Source organism: Pseudomonas sp. efr-133-TYG-23, assembly GCF_030209215.1.
Classification (GTDB): domain Bacteria; phylum Pseudomonadota; class Gammaproteobacteria; order Pseudomonadales; family Pseudomonadaceae; genus Aquipseudomonas; species Aquipseudomonas rhodesiae.
In genome coordinates, this window is record NZ_JARVSL010000005.1 from 173,245 (window position 1) to 188,681 (window position 15,437).

General features: G+C 59.8%; 14 protein-coding genes. 12 read left to right on the plus strand and 2 right to left on the minus strand.

Annotation, left to right across the window (positions count from 1 at the left end):
• Positions 1-58 precede the first annotated feature (58 nt).
• Genes QRN41_RS03385 through QRN41_RS03405 form a run of 5 tightly spaced genes read left to right on the plus strand, consistent with a single transcriptional unit; the run spans position 59 to position 4,047 of the window.
• A complete protein-coding gene (locus tag QRN41_RS03385) occupies positions 59-1,027 on the plus strand; it encodes a sulfonate ABC transporter substrate-binding protein (RefSeq protein ID WP_034101364.1) in 969 nt (322 codons plus the stop codon).
• A 25-nt stretch (positions 1,028-1,052) separates the two neighbouring features.
• Positions 1,053-2,201: an FMNH2-dependent alkanesulfonate monooxygenase gene (ssuD, locus tag QRN41_RS03390; RefSeq protein ID WP_040266913.1), complete on the plus strand. Its 1,149-nt coding sequence runs from the start codon at positions 1,053-1,055 to the stop codon at positions 2,199-2,201.
• A 9-nt stretch (positions 2,202-2,210) separates the two neighbouring features.
• Positions 2,211-2,999: an aliphatic sulfonate ABC transporter permease SsuC gene (gene ssuC, locus QRN41_RS03395; RefSeq protein WP_034139722.1), complete on the plus strand. Its 789-nt coding sequence runs from the start codon at positions 2,211-2,213 to the stop codon at positions 2,997-2,999.
• Entirely contained in the window at positions 2,996-3,802 is an 807-nt protein-coding gene (gene ssuB / locus QRN41_RS03400; RefSeq protein WP_034101361.1) for an aliphatic sulfonates ABC transporter ATP-binding protein, read from the plus strand. Before ssuC ends, ssuB begins: the two co-directional genes overlap by 4 nt.
• A 29-nt stretch (positions 3,803-3,831) precedes the next feature.
• The gene (locus QRN41_RS03405; protein WP_003176783.1) at positions 3,832-4,047 is read left to right on the plus strand and encodes a TOBE domain-containing protein; all 216 of its coding nucleotides are present in this window, start codon (positions 3,832-3,834) and stop codon (positions 4,045-4,047) included.
• Between the two features lie 116 nt (positions 4,048-4,163).
• Here the strand turns inward: QRN41_RS03405 and QRN41_RS03410 are convergent, their stop codons facing one another.
• Both QRN41_RS03410 and QRN41_RS03415 read right to left on the minus strand, forming a co-directional pair.
• Positions 4,164-4,793: a TetR/AcrR family transcriptional regulator gene (locus QRN41_RS03410; protein WP_034101360.1), complete on the minus strand. Its 630-nt coding sequence runs from the start codon at positions 4,791-4,793 to the stop codon at positions 4,164-4,166.
• 223 nt (positions 4,794-5,016) lie between these two features.
• The gene (locus tag QRN41_RS03415) at positions 5,017-6,393 is read right to left on the minus strand and encodes a glutamine synthetase family protein (RefSeq protein WP_034101359.1); all 1,377 of its coding nucleotides are present in this window, start codon (positions 6,391-6,393) and stop codon (positions 5,017-5,019) included.
• A 608-nt stretch (positions 6,394-7,001) separates the two neighbouring features.
• Here QRN41_RS03415 and QRN41_RS03420 point away from each other — a divergent pair.
• From QRN41_RS03420 to QRN41_RS03450, 7 genes are all read left to right on the plus strand, one after another.
• Complete coding sequence (locus tag QRN41_RS03420; protein ID WP_034139720.1) at positions 7,002-8,360, plus strand: glutamine synthetase family protein; 1,359 nt, start codon at positions 7,002-7,004, stop codon at positions 8,358-8,360.
• 58 nt (positions 8,361-8,418) lie between these two features.
• The gene (locus QRN41_RS03425; RefSeq protein WP_034101357.1) at positions 8,419-9,783 is read left to right on the plus strand and encodes an aspartate aminotransferase family protein; all 1,365 of its coding nucleotides are present in this window, start codon (positions 8,419-8,421) and stop codon (positions 9,781-9,783) included.
• Between the two features lie 183 nt (positions 9,784-9,966).
• Positions 9,967-11,061, plus strand: a complete 1,095-nt coding sequence (locus QRN41_RS03430; protein WP_285421164.1) for a polyamine ABC transporter substrate-binding protein — start codon at positions 9,967-9,969, stop codon at positions 11,059-11,061.
• Positions 11,062-11,211: 150 nt separating this feature from the next.
• On the plus strand, positions 11,212-12,306 hold the full coding sequence (locus tag QRN41_RS03435) for a polyamine ABC transporter substrate-binding protein (protein WP_285421152.1): 1,095 nt from the start codon (positions 11,212-11,214) through the stop codon (positions 12,304-12,306).
• 66 nt (positions 12,307-12,372) lie between these two features.
• Positions 12,373-13,515 (plus strand): ABC transporter ATP-binding protein, encoded by a 1,143-nt coding sequence (locus tag QRN41_RS03440; protein WP_034101355.1) that lies wholly within the window; start codon positions 12,373-12,375, stop codon positions 13,513-13,515.
• Positions 13,512-14,432: an ABC transporter permease subunit gene (locus QRN41_RS03445; RefSeq protein ID WP_034139718.1), complete on the plus strand. Its 921-nt coding sequence runs from the start codon at positions 13,512-13,514 to the stop codon at positions 14,430-14,432. The genes QRN41_RS03440 and QRN41_RS03445 overlap by 4 nt, the downstream gene beginning before the upstream one ends.
• Positions 14,429-15,313, plus strand: coding sequence for an ABC transporter permease subunit (locus QRN41_RS03450; RefSeq protein ID WP_034101352.1), 885 nt, complete (start codon positions 14,429-14,431; stop codon positions 15,311-15,313). Before QRN41_RS03445 ends, QRN41_RS03450 begins: the two co-directional genes overlap by 4 nt.
• Positions 15,314-15,437 lie beyond the last annotated feature (124 nt).

Genomic DNA, 15,437 nt, shown 5'->3' on the forward strand with positions numbered 1-15,437 from the left:
CGCCAACGGCCAAGCAGGTGCAGCCAAAACCCCTCATCGCATTTTTGGAGAGAGCGCCATGCGCACTGTCATCTTGCGTCGTGGTCTGGTCGCACTGTTTGCTGCGGCTGTGTCCTTCGGCGCCATTGTTCAAGCTCACGCCGCCGAGACCCTGCGGATCGGTTATCAGAAATACGGCACCTTGGTCCTGCTCAAGGCCAAGGGCACTCTGGAAAAACGTCTGGCGGCCCAAGGCGTGCAGGTGCAGTGGACCGAGTTTCCTGGCGGCCCGCAGTTGCTTGAAGGTCTGAACGTCGGCTCCATCGACTTCGGCGTGACCGGCGAAACTCCGCCGGTCTTCGCCCAGGCGGCCGGTGCCGATCTGCTCTACGTGGCCTACGAGCCACCGGCGCCGACCAGCGAAGCGATCCTGGTGCCCAAAGACTCACCGATCAAATCGGTGGCCGAGCTCAAGGGCAAGAAAATCGTGCTCAACAAAGGCTCCAACGTGCATTACCTGTTGGTGCGCGCCTTGGAGGACGCCGGCCTGAAATACAGCGATGTGCAGACAGTATTCCTGCCGCCTGCCGATGCCCGTGCGGCGTTCGAGCGGGGCAGTGTGGATGCGTGGGTGATCTGGGACCCGTACCAGGCCGCCGCCGAGCAACAACTGCAAGCACGTACCCTGCGTGACGGCACTGGCATCGCCGACAACCATCAGTTCTACCTGGCAACCAAACCCTACGCCGAACAGCACCCCGACGTGATCACCGCGTTGGTGGAAGAGGTGCGTGCCGTGGGCGAGTGGTCCAAAGCCAACCCGCAGGAAGTCACCGACCAAGTTGCACCGCTGCTCGGCCTGCCGGCCGACATCACCCTCACCTCGGTAAAACGCCAGGGCTACGGCGCGCTGTTCCTGACCCCGCAAGTGGTGGCCGCTCAACAGAAAATCGCCGACAGCTTTTACCAACTCAAATTGATCCCCAAGCCCTTGAGCATCAAGGACGTGATCTGGACGCCTCCGGCCGCTGTTGCTAAAGCGCCGTAATCCGACTTCTTCAGGAGACAACTCCATGAGCCTCAATATTTTCTGGTTCCTGCCTACCCACGGCGACGGTCATTACCTTGGCACTGCCGAAGGCGCTCGCGCCGTGGATCACGGTTACCTGCAACAAGTGGCCCAGGCTGCCGATCGCCTGGGCTTCGGCGGGGTGCTGATCCCCACCGGGCGTTCCTGCGAAGACTCGTGGCTGGTGGCCGCTTCGTTGATTCCAGTGACCCAACGTCTCAAGTTCCTGGTCGCACTGCGCCCGGGGATCATTTCCCCGACGGTGGCCGCGCGCCAGGCCGCGACCCTGGATCGTTTGTCCGGCGGGCGGGCGTTGTTCAATCTGGTGACCGGTGGCGATCCCGAAGAACTGGCCGGTGATGGCCTGTTCCTCAGCCACGAAGATCGCTACCAGGCCTCGGTGGAGTTCACCCGTATCTGGCGTCGCGTACTTGAAGGCGAAACCGTGGATTACGACGGCCAACACATCAGTGTCAAAGGCGCCAAATTGCTCTACCCGCCGATCCAGCAGCCACGGCCGCCGCTGTACTTCGGCGGCTCCTCCGAAGCGGCCCAGGACCTGGCGGCCGAGCAGGTGGAAATGGTGCTGACCTGGGGCGAACCACCGGCCGCCGTGGCCGAGAAAATCGAACAAGTGCGGGCCAAGGCCGCCAAGCTCGGGCGCACTGTGCGCTTCGGCATTCGTCTGCATGTGATCGTGCGCGAAACCAATGACGAAGCCTGGAAAGCTGCCGACAAACTGATTTCCCACTTGGACGACGACACCATCGCCCGCGCCCAAGCCTCACTGGCGCGCTTTGATTCGGTGGGCCAGCAACGCATGGCCGCCTTGCACGGCGGCAACCGCGACAACCTCGAAGTCAGCCCCAACCTGTGGGCCGGCGTCGGCCTGGTTCGCGGCGGGGCGGGTACGGCGCTGGTGGGCGACGGCGCAACCGTGGCCGAGCGCGTGAAGGAGTACGCAGCGCTGGGCATCGACACCTTTATCTTCTCCGGTTATCCGCACCTGGAAGAGTCGTACCGCGTGGCCGAATTGCTGTTCCCGCACCTGGATATCGAACGTCCAGAACTGCCGAAAAGCGCCGGATACGTGAGCCCGTTCGGCGAAATGGTCGCCAACGATATTCTTCCCAAAGCGGCGTCACAGAGCTGAGGCGGCGCGATGAACCTTGAAAAAGTGAGCCATCGCGTGGCGCCTTGGGTGCTGCCGCTGCTGTTGCTGGCGGTGTGGCAGGTGTCGGTGTCGGCTGGGTGGTTGTCGACACGCATCCTGCCGGCGCCGAGCGCGGTGATCGAAGCCGGGGTTAACCTGGTGCGCAGCGGTGAAATCTGGACGCACCTGGCCATCAGTGGCTGGCGCGCGGGCCTGGGTTTTGTGATCGGCGGCGCTATCGGCCTGGCGCTGGGCTTTATCACCGGGCTGTCGACATGGGGCGAGCGCCTGCTCGACAGTTCGGTGCAGATGATCCGCAACGTGCCGCACCTGGCGTTGATCCCGCTGGTGATCCTGTGGTTCGGCATTGACGAGACGGCGAAGATTTTCCTGGTCGCCCTCGGCACGCTGTTCCCCATCTACCTGAATACCTACCACGGTATTCGCAACGTCGATCCGGCGCTGGTGGAGATGTCGCGCAGTTACGGGTTGTCCGGGTTCAGCCTGTTCTGGCAGGTGATCCTGCCGGGTGCGTTGCCGTCGATCCTGGTGGGCGTGCGCTTTGCGCTGGGCTTTATGTGGTTGACGCTGATCGTGGCGGAAACTATTTCGGCCAGTTCCGGTATTGGTTACCTGGCGATGAATGCCCGCGAATTCCTGCAAACCGACGTGGTGGTGCTGGCGATCGTGATGTACGCGATCCTCGGCAAACTGGCGGACCTGGCCGCGCGCGGTCTGGAGCGGGTGTGGCTGCGCTGGCATCCGGCGTACCAAACGCATAAAGGAGGTGCGGCATGACCGCTCAACAACCTCCACGCCTGCTCAAGGGGATTCCCCTGGCGGTGCGTAAGTTGCGCAAAGCCTTCGGCACGCGGGAAGTGCTCAAGGGCATCGATCTGCACATTCCGGCGGGGCAATTCGTTGCCGTGGTGGGGCGCAGCGGTTGCGGCAAAAGTACCTTGCTGCGCCTGCTGGCCGGGTTGGACGACGCCAGCGGCGGAGAGCTGCTAGCCGGTTCCGCACCCCTGAGCGCGGCCCGTGAAGACACGCGATTGATGTTCCAGGAAGCGCGGCTGCTGCCGTGGAAAAAGATCATCGACAACGTGGGCCTGGGCCTCAAAGGCGACTGGCGTGCCAAAGCGCTGCAAGCCTTGGACGCGGTGGGGCTGGCCGAGCGCGCCAATGAATGGCCGGCGGCCTTGTCCGGTGGCCAGAAGCAACGCGTGGCGTTGGCTCGCGCGCTGATCCACCAACCGCGCCTACTGTTGCTCGATGAGCCGCTGGGCGCGCTGGATGCCCTGACCCGCATCGAGATGCAGCAACTGATCGAAAACCTTTGGCAGCAGCATGGCTTTACCGTGCTGCTGGTGACCCATGACGTCAACGAAGCCGTGGCGATTGCCGACCGGGTGATCCTGATCGAAGACGGTGAAATCGGTCTGGACCTGATCGTTGACCTGCCCCGCCCACGGGCCCGTGGCTCCCACCGCCTGGCCGCGCTGGAAGCCGAGGTACTCAACCGCGTGCTGTCACTGCCCGGTACACCGCCCGACCCCGAACCTGTTTCACCGCTGCCGACGCAATTGCGTTGGGCTCAATAACTCACCTATCCCCATGAAGAGAGAACGACATGACTATTAAAGCCATCAACGTGCGTAACCAGTTCAAAGGCACCATCAAGGAAATCGTGGTCGGTGACGTGTTGTCGGAAATCGACGTGCAGACCGCGTCCGGCATCGTCACCTCAGTGATCACCACTCGCTCGGTCAAAGAGCTGGAGCTGGTCATTGGTAGTGAAGTGATTGCCTTTGTGAAATCAACCGAGGTGTCGATCGCCAAGTTGTGAACAGGCTTGAGGTCGTCATCGGGGGCAAGCCCCCTCCCACCTTTTGAATGTATTCACAGGTCAAAGTGTGGGAGGGGGCTTGCCCCCGATGGGATCGCCCCCAGTCAACGCAAGGCTCAACGCTTGGGCAGGTAAGCTGGCAGATACAGCCCCACATACGCATCGAACACCCGCATGCCTTCCTCGGCCATGCGCGGCGTGATCAGCCCATGCTGATGCACCGAGCGCGCATACACGCGGTCGCTCAGCTCCAGCGCCAGGGCGAACACATCCACATCGCTGGGCAGTGTCGGCACCTCGAAGTGGTGGTTGAAAACCTTGAACATCAGGTCGCCCAGTTCCAGATCATGTTGGCGGTCGGCCTGGGTTACTTCGGTGAGGCCATGCTGCGCCAGGATCAATTGGCGCGCGGCGGCATCCTGGTCGTAGATGGTGAGCATGCGTTGCTCGACGATGCAGGACAGATCGCGCCATTGCTTGAGGGGTTCATGATCGATGGGCGCCTGAATCGCCGCACGAAACGCCCCATGCACATCGGCGGTCAACGCCTCCAGCAGCGCCGGCACGCTGGCGAAGAAGTGATACACCGACGACGGTGGAATCTGCGCGCGTTCGGCCACGCTGTAGATCGACAGACTTGCCACGCCTTCGGCGGCCAGCAGGGTGCGGGCGGCATCGAGAATCGCATCGATCCGCGCCTGGCTGCGGGCGCGGGGTTTGCGAGGGGCGGCGGGGCGGGTGGTCATGGAAGTCTCCTACAAGGCAGCGGGCATTGTATGAGCAGGAATCTGTGTTGTCTGCCAGGCAGCTATCGGGGGCAAGCCCCCTCCCACACTTGGTATGTATTCACAGATCAAAAATGTGGGAGGGGGCTTGCCCCCGATAAGACCGACCCGGTCTCTCAGAACAGCCCCATAAAAAAACGCCACAGACCCAAAGCCTGTGGCGTTTTTTTATCGCCGCAACCGCTTACACGGTATGCAGGTACCAGTTGTATTCAAGGTCGGAGATGGAGTGTTCGAACTCTTCCAGCTCACTTTCCTTACAGGCAACGAAGATATCGATGTACTTAGGATCGATGTACTTGGCCATCACCTCGCTGTCGTCCAACTCGCGCAGGGCATCGCGCAGGTTGTTCGGCAGGCTCTGCTCGTTTTGCTCGTAGCTGTTGCCTTCCACCGGAGCGCCAGGCTCGATCTTGTTGGTCAGACCGTGGTGCACGCCTGCCAGGACCGAAGCCATCAGCAGGTAAGGGTTGGCGTCGGCGCCCGCCACGCGGTGTTCGATACGCACCGCATCGGCCGAACCGGTTGGTACGCGAATCGCCACGGTGCGGTTGTCCAGGCCCCAGCACGGCGAGTTCGGCACGTAGAACTGTGCGCCGAAACGGCGGTAGGAGTTGACGTTAGGGCACAGGAACGCCATTTGGGCGGGTAGGGTCTCCAGCACACCGCCGATCGCGTGACGCAATGCGGCGTTCTGCTCGGGATCCTCGCTGGCAAAGATGTTCTTGCCGTCCTTGTCCAGGATCGAAATGTGTACATGCAAACCGTTGCCTGCCTGGCCTGGGTAAGGCTTGGCCATGAAGGTGGTGTCCATCTCATGGTCGTAGGCGATGTTCTTGATCAGGCGCTTGAGCAGTACGGCGTAGTCGCAGGCCTTGATTGGGTCGGCGACGTGGTGCAGGTTCACTTCGAACTGCGCCGGGGCACTTTCCTTGACGATGGCGTCGGCCGGGATGCCTTGCTCTTTGGCACCTTCCAGAATGTCTTGGAGGCAGTCGACGTATTCGTCGAGGTCGTCGATCAGGTAGACCTGTGTCGAGTGCGGGCGTTTGCCGGAGATCGGCGAGCGGGGCGGTTGTGGGCGGCCGTTCACGTTCTCCTGGTCGATCAGGTAGAACTCAAGTTCGAAGGCGGCGCAGATGGTCAGCCCAAGGTCGTCAAATTTGCTAACAACCTGGCGCAGGACTTCGCGCGGATCGGCGAAGAAAGGTTCACCTTCCAGTTCGTGCATGGTCATCAGCAGCTGCGCGGTAGGGCGCTTTTGCCAAGGTTCATTGCACAGGGTGTCGGGGATTGGATAACAGATTCGGTCAGCATCGCCTATGTCCAGACCCAGGCCGGTGCTTTCCACCGTCGAGCCGTTGATATCCAGGGCAAATAAAGAGGCAGGCAGGTTAATGCCCTTCTCGTAAACCTTGTGGAGGCTGGTGCGTTCGATGCGCTTGCCGCGCACCACACCATTCATATCCGCAATTAGAAGGTCTACGTACAGAACCTCAGGATGATCCTTAAGGAACGCGTTCGCTTCGTTAAGCTGAACGGCACGCGGGGGTACCGACATGATGCAACACCTTTGTTGTTAAAAATATCAATCATTGATCTTTTCTGGTTTCAGTCAACCCGAACGGCATGCCGAAGTCAAGCGAGGCCTTTTTTGCCCTAAAAAAGCGCCGTGACGGCTTTTTTGGGGCTTTTCGGGGCGTTTTTTCCGCTTTGAACGGCTTGGGCACCGCAGGCTTGAGCGGGCCGTGTTGTATTTTTTACGGGGGTGTTGTGTAAAAAAATGAACAAGGCTAAGCTCGATTCAAACCCATAACAGCAATAATACCGGGGTGCTTCATGTCTCGCCTGCCGCTAATCGGCGTCTCGGCCTGCTTCTCACGGGCTTTGTCATCCGTTCACCCATCCTGCGTGAATACCCATGCCCCGGCCAATATTCTTGACGCCTCGGGCGACCTTTTTTCTCCCCCTTCACTCACCGCGCCTTCGCCTCTGAAGGGCGCCGACCCCGGGTGCCGCTCATGATTCTGCACGACTTTGGCGTGAGGAATGCATTACCACCCCAAATGGCAGGTAAGCTCCTACCCTGAGTGAAGAAACGACGCGGATGCTGCGTCAACCAACGCCTGGCCTTTAATGGATGCCAGGAAACCCAGCCCAGAGGCATTTATGAGTAACAACCTCGACCAGCTCACCGATTGGTTGAAAGACCACAAGATCACAGAAGTCGAATGCATGATTGGCGACCTCACCGGTATCACCCGAGGCAAGATTTCGCCGACCAACAAGTTCATCGCCGAAAAAGGCATGCGCCTGCCCGAGAGCGTTCTGTTGCAGACCGTGACCGGCGACTATGTCGAAGACGACATTTATTACGAATTGCTCGACCCGGCCGACATCGACATGATCTGTCGCCCCGACCAGAACGCGGTGTTCCTGGTGCCCTGGGCCATCGAGCCCACCGCACAGGTGATCCACGACACCTATGACAAGCAAGGCAACCCCATCGAGCTGTCGCCGCGCAACGTGCTCAAGAAAGTCCTCAAGCTCTACGCCGATAAAGGCTGGCAGCCCATCGTGGCGCCGGAGATGGAGTTCTACCTGACCAAACGCTGCGAAGACCCGGACTTCCCACTGCAACCGCCGATTGGTCGTTCCGGTCGCCCGGAAACCGGTCGCCAGTCCTTCTCTATAGAAGCGGCCAACGAATTCGACCCATTGTTCGAAGACGTCTACGACTGGTGCGAGCTGCAGGAACTGGACCTCGACACCCTGATCCACGAAGACGGCACCGCGCAGATGGAAATCAACTTCCGTCACGGCGATGCGCTGTCCCTGGCTGACCAAATTCTGGTGTTCAAGCGCACCATGCGTGAAGCCGCGCTCAAGCACGATGTGGCCGCCACCTTCATGGCCAAGCCCATGACCGGCGAGCCCGGCAGCGCCATGCACCTGCACCAGAGCATCATCGACATCACCACCGGCAAGAACGTCTTCTCCAATGAGGACGGGACCATGAGTGAGCTGTTCCTCAACCACATCGGCGGCTTGCAGAAATTCATCCCTGAATTGCTGCCGTTGTTTGCGCCGAATGTGAACTCGTTCCGCCGCTTCCTGCCGGATACCTCGGCGCCGGTGAACGTGGAGTGGGGCGAAGAAAACCGCACCGTGGGCCTGCGCGTACCGGATGCCGGCCCGCAGAACCGCCGCGTGGAAAACCGCCTGCCGGGCGCCGATGCCAACCCATATCTGGCGATTGCCGCCAGCCTGCTGTGCGGTTTTATCGGCATGGTCGAAGGCCATAACCCGAGCGCGCCGGTGGTGGGTCGTGGTTACGAGCGGCGCAATCTGCGCTTGCCGCTGACCATCGAAGACGCCCTGGAGCGTATGGAAAACAGCAAGACCATCGAGAAATACCTGGGGCACAAATTCATCACAGGCTACGTCGCGGTCAAGCGGGCCGAGCATGAAAACTTCAAGCGCGTCATCAGTTCGTGGGAGCGGGAATTCCTGCTCTTTGCCGTCTGATGCGCCGGGCGCGCCCTTTGAACGGTGCGCCCTTCACTGAAAAGTCTAGGAGATCGGTATGTCCAGCAACAACCCGCAAACCCGTGAATGGCAAGCCTTGAGCAGTGATCACCACCTGGCGCCGTTCAGCGATTTCAAGCAATTGAAAGAGAAAGGCCCACGAATCATCACCAAAGCCCACGGCGTATACCTGTGGGACAGCGAAGGCAACAAGATCCTCGACGGTATGGCCGGCCTGTGGTGCGTGGCGATCGGTTACGGTCGCGATGAACTGGCCGACGCCGCCGCCAAGCAAATGAAAGAACTGCCGTACTACAACCTGTTCTTCCAGACCGCTCACCCGCCGGTGCTGGAACTGGCCAAGGCCATTTCCGACATCGCTCCAGCCGGCATGAACCACGTGTTCTTCACCGGTTCCGGCTCCGAAGGCAACGACACCATGTTGCGCATGGTCCGCCACTACTGGGCGATCAAAGGCCAGCCGAACAAGAAAACCATCATCAGCCGCAAGAATGGCTACCACGGCTCCACCGTGGCCGGCGCCAGCCTGGGCGGCATGACTTATATGCACGAGCAGGGCGATTTGCCGATTCCGGGCATCGTCCATATCGCCCAGCCGTATTGGTTCGGCGAAGGCGGCGATATGAGCCCCGAAGAGTTCGGCGTGTGGGCTGCCAACCAGCTTGAAGAGAAGATCCTGGAACTGGGCGTGGACAATGTCGGTGCCTTTATTGCCGAGCCGATCCAGGGCGCCGGCGGCGTGATCGTACCGCCTGAGACTTACTGGCCGCGCATCAAGGAAATCCTCGCCAAGTACGACATTCTATTTGTCGCCGACGAAGTGATCTGCGGTTTCGGCCGTACCGGTGAGTGGTTCGGTAGCGATTTCTATGGCCTCAAGCCGCACATGATGACCATCGCCAAGGGCCTGACCTCGGGTTACATCCCCATGGGCGGCCTGATCGTGCGCGATGACGTGGTGGCCGTGCTTAACGAAGGCGGCGATTTCAACCATGGCTTCACCTACTCCGGTCATCCGGTAGCGGCGGCAGTCGCGCTGGAAAACATCCGCATCATGCGCGATGAACAGATTGTTAAGCGTGTACATGACGAAACGGCACCCTATTTGCAGAAACGTCTGAGGGAGCTGGCGGATCACCCTCTGGTGGGTGAAGTGCGTGGCGTCGGCATGCTCGGTGCGATTGAACTGGTGCAGGACAAGGCCACGCGCAAGCGTTACGAAGGCAAGGGCGTGGGCATGATTTGCCGCACGTTCTGCTTCGAGAATGGCCTGATCATGCGCGCCGTGGGCGACACCATGATCATTTCGCCGCCGCTGGTGATCAGCAAGACGGAAATCGACGAGCTGGTGACCAAGGCCCGCCAGTGCCTGGACCTGACTTTGGCGGCATTGCAAGGCTAAGTGCTAGGCTCAGTGCTCAGCGCACCGAGTGGTTATAAATGTGGGGGCTTTGGTTGAAAGCCGGCCCCTGAACTTGCCAGACTGTCGCCCTGTTTTGTTGCCCATTGGCTGGGCTGCGGAACATACATAGCTTGTGGCCCAAAAAAGAAAAAATTGGAGCATCACCAAATGAAGGCATTAGGTTTGAAGAACGCGGGCAAGACCCTCCTCGCTTTGTCCCTGATGGGCGCAATGGCAGGCGCGGCCCAGGCAGACGATAAAGTGCTGCACGTCTACAACTGGTCCGACTACATCGCACCGGACACCATCGCCAACTTTGAAAAAGAGTCGGGCATCAAAGTGGTGTACGACGTGTTCGACAGCAACGAGACCCTGGAGGCCAAATTGCTGGCCGGCAAGTCCGGGTATGACATCGTCGTACCGTCGAACAACTTCCTCGCCAAGCAGATCAAGGCCGGCGTTTATCAGGAGCTGGACAAGTCCAAGCTGTCCAACTACGACAACCTGAACAAATCCCTGCTCAAAGCCGTGTCGGTCAGCGACCCTGACAACAAGCACGCCTTCCCGTACATGTGGGGCTCGATCGGCATCGGCTACAACCCGGAGAAGGTCAAGGCTGCGCTGGGCGTGGACAAGATCGACTCGTGGGGCACGCTGCTCAAGCCTGAAAACATCGCCAAGCTCAAAAGCTGCGGCGTGAGCTTCCTTGATTCGCCGACCGAAATGTTGCCGATTGCCCTGCATTACCTGGGCCTGCCGACCGACACTCAGAAGAAAGACGACCTGAAGAAAGCCGAAGAACTGTTCCTGAAGATCCGTCCTTCGATCGGTTACTTCCACTCCTCCAAGTACATTTCCGACCTGGCCAACGGCAACATCTGCGTAGCCGTGGGTTATTCGGGTGACATCCAGCAGGCCAAGTCCCGCGCGGCTGAAGCCGGTGGCAAGGTCAAAGTGGCGTACGACATTCCGAAAGAAGGCGCCGGCAGTTTCTACGACATGGTTGCCATTCCTAAGGATGCCGAAAATGTCGACGCGGCCTACAAGTTCATGAACTACCTGCTCAAGCCGGAAGTCATGGCGTCGATCACCAACAGCGTGCGTTTCCCGAACGGTAACGAGAAGGCCACCGCCCTGGTCGACAAAGACATCACCAGCGACCCAGGCATCTATCCACCGGCGGATGTGCAAGCCAAGCTCTATGCCATTGCTGACCTGCCAGCCGCGACCCAGCGTGAAATGACACGCAGCTGGACCAAGATCAAATCGGGCAAGTAAGCCTTGAAACCTGTGGGAGGGGGAAACGCTCTCCCACACATTAATTAAATGACAGAAAGTTTTGCCGGATCGGTTTATCGAGGGTAAGTTGCGCGCCGGTTTTGTTGCCGGGCAACAACTTTGGGCCCAACTATTTAAGAGGACCTCCACTTGCCAATTTCTTTATTTCGCAAAGCCATGCTGCTGAGTGCAGGTATCACGCTGGCTGTCAGCGTGCAGGCTGCACCGACCGTGCATATTTATAACTGGTCGGATTACATCGGCACCGACACCCTGGCCAACTTCGAGAAGGCGAGCGGCATCAAACCTGTGTACGACGTGTTCGACTCCAACGAAACCCTGGAAGGCAAACTGCTGGCCGGGCACACCGGTTACGACGTGGTGGTGCCGTCCAACCACTTCCTCGGCAAGCAGATCAAGGCCGGCGCGTTCCAGAAGCTCGACAAATCGTTGCTGACCAATTACGCCAACCTCGACCCGGCACTGCTCAAACGCCTGGAAAAGAACGACCCGGGCAACCAGTACGCCGTGCCGTACCTGTGGGGCACCAATGGCATCGGCTATAACGTCGACAAAGTCAAAGAAGTGCTGGGCGTCGACCATATCGACTCCTGGGCCGTCCTGTTCGAACCGGAAAACATGAAAAAACTGGCCACCTGTGGTGTGTCGTTCATGGATTCGGCGGATGAAATGCTGCCGGCGGTGCTCAACTACATGGGCCTGAACCCCAACAGCACCAACCCGGAAGACTACAAAAAGGCCGAAGCAAAGCTGCTGAAAGTGCGGCCCTACGTGACCTACTTCCACTCGTCCAAATACATCTCTGACCTGGCCAACGGCAATATCTGCGTGGCCGCCGGGTTCTCCGGCGATGTGTTCCAGGCCAAGGCTCGCGCAAGCGAGGCGGGCAAAGGTGTGAACATCGCCTACGTCATTCCGAAAGAAGGCGGCAACCTGTGGTTCGACGTGCTGGCCATCCCCAAGGATGCCACCAACGTCAAGGAGGCCCATGCCTTCATCAACTATTTGCTGCAACCTGAGGTGATCGCTCAGGTCAGTGACGCCGTCGGCTACGCCAACCCTAACCCCGGGGCGGACAAGCTGATGGAGCAATCGATACGCACCGACGAAGCGGTTTACCCACCGCAGGCGGTTCTCGACCGGACATTCGTCAACTTCGAGCTACCCCCGAAGGTGCAGCGTTTAATGACCCGTAGCTGGACCAAGGTCAAGACGGGCAAATAAGGCACAACTTTCCTGGGTTCGCCCGCCTCGGGTGAACCGCAGTCTATTTTTTTGGGAGTTTCGTAAATGGCAGTTGCCTCCGGCGCCTATAAGAAAGCCCTCGAGGGCGACCAGACACCGAAAAAGGTGCTGGTCAAAATCGACCGGGTCACGAAGAAGTTCGACGAGACGATTGCCGTGGACGATGTGTCCCTGGAAATCAAGAAAGGCGAGATCTTCGCCTTGCTCGGCGGTTCGGGTTCGGGCAAATCCACCTTGCTGCGCATGCTCGCGGGCTTCGAACGGCCAACGGAAGGCCGCATCTACCTCGACGGTGTGGACATCACCGATATGCCGCCCTATGAGCGGCCGATCAACATGATGTTCCAGTCCTATGCGCTGTTCCCGCACATGACCGTGGCGCAGAACATCGCCTTCGGCCTGCAACAGGACAAGATTCCCAAGGCCGAGATCGACGCCCGCGTGGCCGAGATGCTCAAGCTGGTTCAGATGAGCCAGTACGCCAAGCGCAAGCCGCATCAGTTGTCCGGCGGCCAACGTCAGCGCGTGGCCCTGGCCCGCTCCTTGGCCAAGCGCCCGAAGCTGTTGCTGCTCGATGAGCCTATGGGCGCCCTGGACAAAAAACTGCGTTCGCAGATGCAGCTGGAGCTGGTGGAAATCATCGAGCGCGTCGGCGTGACCTGCGTGATGGTGACCCACGACCAGGAAGAGGCCATGACCATGGCCGAGCGCATCGCAATCATGCACCTGGGCTGGATCGCCCAGATCGGCAGCCCGATCGATATCTATGAAACCCCCACCAGCCGCCTGGTGTGCGAGTTCATCGGCAACGTCAACATCTTCGACACCCAAGTGGTGGACGACGCCGAAGGCCACGCGGTGCTCAAGTGCGCGGACCTGGACCGCGACATTTACGTAGGCTACGGCATTGCCACCTCGGTGGAAGACAAATCGGTGACCTACGCCATCCGCCCGGAAAAACTGCTGGTTACCACCGAAATGCCGACCTGCGAACACAACTGGTCCAGCGGCAAGGTCCACGACATCGCCTACCTGGGCGGCCACTCGGTGTTCTATGTGGAGCTGCCGAGCGGCAAGCTGGTGCAGTCCTTCGTGGCCAACGCCGAGCGCCGTGGCCAGCGGCCCACCTGGGGTGATCAGGTTTACGTCTGGTGGGAAGACGACAGCGGCGTGGTACTTCGCTCATGAACATGAAGAAGCTCAAGCGGCGCTTGCTCCGCATCGTCCCCAGCGGCAAGCAGGTGGTCATCGGGATTCCATTCCTGTGGCTGTTCCTGTTCTTCGCCCTGCCGTTTTTCATTGTGCTGAAAATCAGCTTTGCCGAAGCCGATGTAGCGATCCCTCCGTACACCGAGATCTACACCTTCATTGAGCAGAAGCTGCAGTTGGTGCTCAACCTGGCCAACTACGCGATGCTTGGCGACGACGAGTTGTACATCGCCGCGTACCTGGGGTCGCTGAAAATGGCGTTCTTCAGCACGCTGCTGTGCCTGCTGATCGGTTACCCGATGGCCTACGCCATCGCCAGCGCGCGCAAAGAGATGCAGACCGTGCTGGTGCTGCTGATCATGATGCCGACCTGGACCGCGATCCTGATCCGCGTGTATGCGTGGATGGGCATCCTCAGCAACAACGGCTTGCTCAACGGATTCCTGATGTCCATCGGGCTGATCAGCGAACCGTTGCAGATCCTCAACACCAACATCGCGGTGTACATCGGCGTGGTCTATTCCTACCTGCCGTTCATGATCCTGCCGCTGTACGCCAACCTGGTGAAGCACGATCAGAGCCTGCTGGAAGCCGCGTCTGACCTGGGTTCGAGCACCTTCAACAGCTTCTGGAAGATCACCGTGCCGCTGTCCAAGAACGGCATCATCGCTGGCTGCATGCTGGTCTTCATTCCGGTGGTGGGCGAGTTTGTGATCCCGGAACTGCTGGGCGGCCCGGAAACCCTGATGATCGGTAAAGTGTTGTGGCAGGAATTCTTCAATAACCGTGACTGGCCGGTGGCCTCTGCACTGGCGGTGGTGATGCTGGCGATCCTGATCGTGCCGATCATCCTGTTCAACCGCAGCCAAGCCAAAGAGATGGAGGGCAAGATATGAAGCGCTTCAGTTTCTCAAGCTTCATGCTGGTGGCGGGGTTGCTGTTCATCTACCTGCCGATGCTGATTCTGGTGATCTACTCGTTCAACGAATCCAAACTGGTGACGGTGTGGGGCGGTTGGTCGATCAAGTGGTACGTGGGCCTGTTGGATAACACCCAATTGATGGGCTCGGTGGCCCGCTCCCTGGAAATCGCCTGCTACACCGCAATCGCTGCGGTGGCGCTGGGCACCCTGGCGGCCTTTGTGCTTACGCGCATCAGCCACTTCAAGGGCCGCACGCTGTTCGGCGGCCTGGTGACCGCGCCACTGGTGATGCCGGAAGTGATCACCGGTCTGTCGCTGTTGCTGCTGTTCGTGGCCATGGCGCAGATGATCGGCTGGCCCCAGGAGCGTGGCATCGTCACCATCTGGATCGCCCACACCACGTTCTGTGCCGCGTATGTGGCGGTGGTGGTGTCGGCGCGCTTGCGTGAGCTGGACCTGTCGATCGAAGAAGCCGCGATGGACCTGGGCGCGCGGCCGTGGAAGGTGTTCTTCCTGATCACCATCCCGATGATCGCGCCGTCATTGGCGGCGGGCGGCATGATGTCGTTCGCGTTGTCCCTGGATGACCTGGTACTCGCCAGCTTCGTGTCGGGCCCAGGCTCCACGACCCTGCCGATGGAAGTGTTCTCGGCCGTGCGTCTGGGGGTTAAGCCCGAGATCAATGCCGTGGCCAGCCTGATTCTGCTGGCAGTGTCGCTGGTGACCTTCCTGGTGTGGTTCTTCAGCAGGCGTGCCGAAGAGATGCGCAAGAAGGCCATCCAGCAAGCCATCGAAGAGGCCGCCGCCGACGGCTGGCAGCAACCGGACAAGCGCCGCGCGCCAGCACCGGTCTAAAGATCTACGCGATCCAAATGTGGGAGGGGGCTTGCCCCCGATAGCGGTGAATCAGTCAACAGATGAAGTGACTGACCCACTGCTATCGGGGGCAAGCCCCCTCCCACTTTTTTGCCCGCGCTAC

Bases quoted from the DNA above. Each gene is read 5' to 3' on its own strand.
- ssuB (WP_034101361.1), top strand. From the start codon at position 2,996: ATGACCGCTCAACAACCTCCACGCCTGCTCAAGGGGATTCCCCTGGCG.
- ssuD (WP_040266913.1), top strand. From the start codon at position 1,053: ATGAGCCTCAATATTTTCTGGTTCCTGCCTACCCACGGCGACGGTCAT.
- QRN41_RS03445 (WP_034139718.1), top strand. From the start codon at position 13,512: ATGAACATGAAGAAGCTCAAGCGGCGCTTGCTCCGCATCGTCCCCAGC.
- QRN41_RS03385 (WP_034101364.1), top strand. From the start codon at position 59: ATGCGCACTGTCATCTTGCGTCGTGGTCTGGTCGCACTGTTTGCTGCG.
- QRN41_RS03415 (WP_034101359.1), bottom strand. From the start codon at position 6,393: ATGTCGGTACCCCCGCGTGCCGTTCAGCTTAACGAAGCGAACGCGTTC.
- QRN41_RS03425 (WP_034101357.1), top strand. From the start codon at position 8,419: ATGTCCAGCAACAACCCGCAAACCCGTGAATGGCAAGCCTTGAGCAGT.
- QRN41_RS03420 (WP_034139720.1), top strand. From the start codon at position 7,002: ATGAGTAACAACCTCGACCAGCTCACCGATTGGTTGAAAGACCACAAG.
- ssuC (WP_034139722.1), top strand. From the start codon at position 2,211: ATGAACCTTGAAAAAGTGAGCCATCGCGTGGCGCCTTGGGTGCTGCCG.
- QRN41_RS03450 (WP_034101352.1), top strand. From the start codon at position 14,429: ATGAAGCGCTTCAGTTTCTCAAGCTTCATGCTGGTGGCGGGGTTGCTG.
- QRN41_RS03405 (WP_003176783.1), top strand. From the start codon at position 3,832: ATGACTATTAAAGCCATCAACGTGCGTAACCAGTTCAAAGGCACCATC.
- QRN41_RS03440 (WP_034101355.1), top strand. From the start codon at position 12,373: ATGGCAGTTGCCTCCGGCGCCTATAAGAAAGCCCTCGAGGGCGACCAG.
- QRN41_RS03410 (WP_034101360.1), bottom strand. From the start codon at position 4,793: ATGACCACCCGCCCCGCCGCCCCTCGCAAACCCCGCGCCCGCAGCCAG.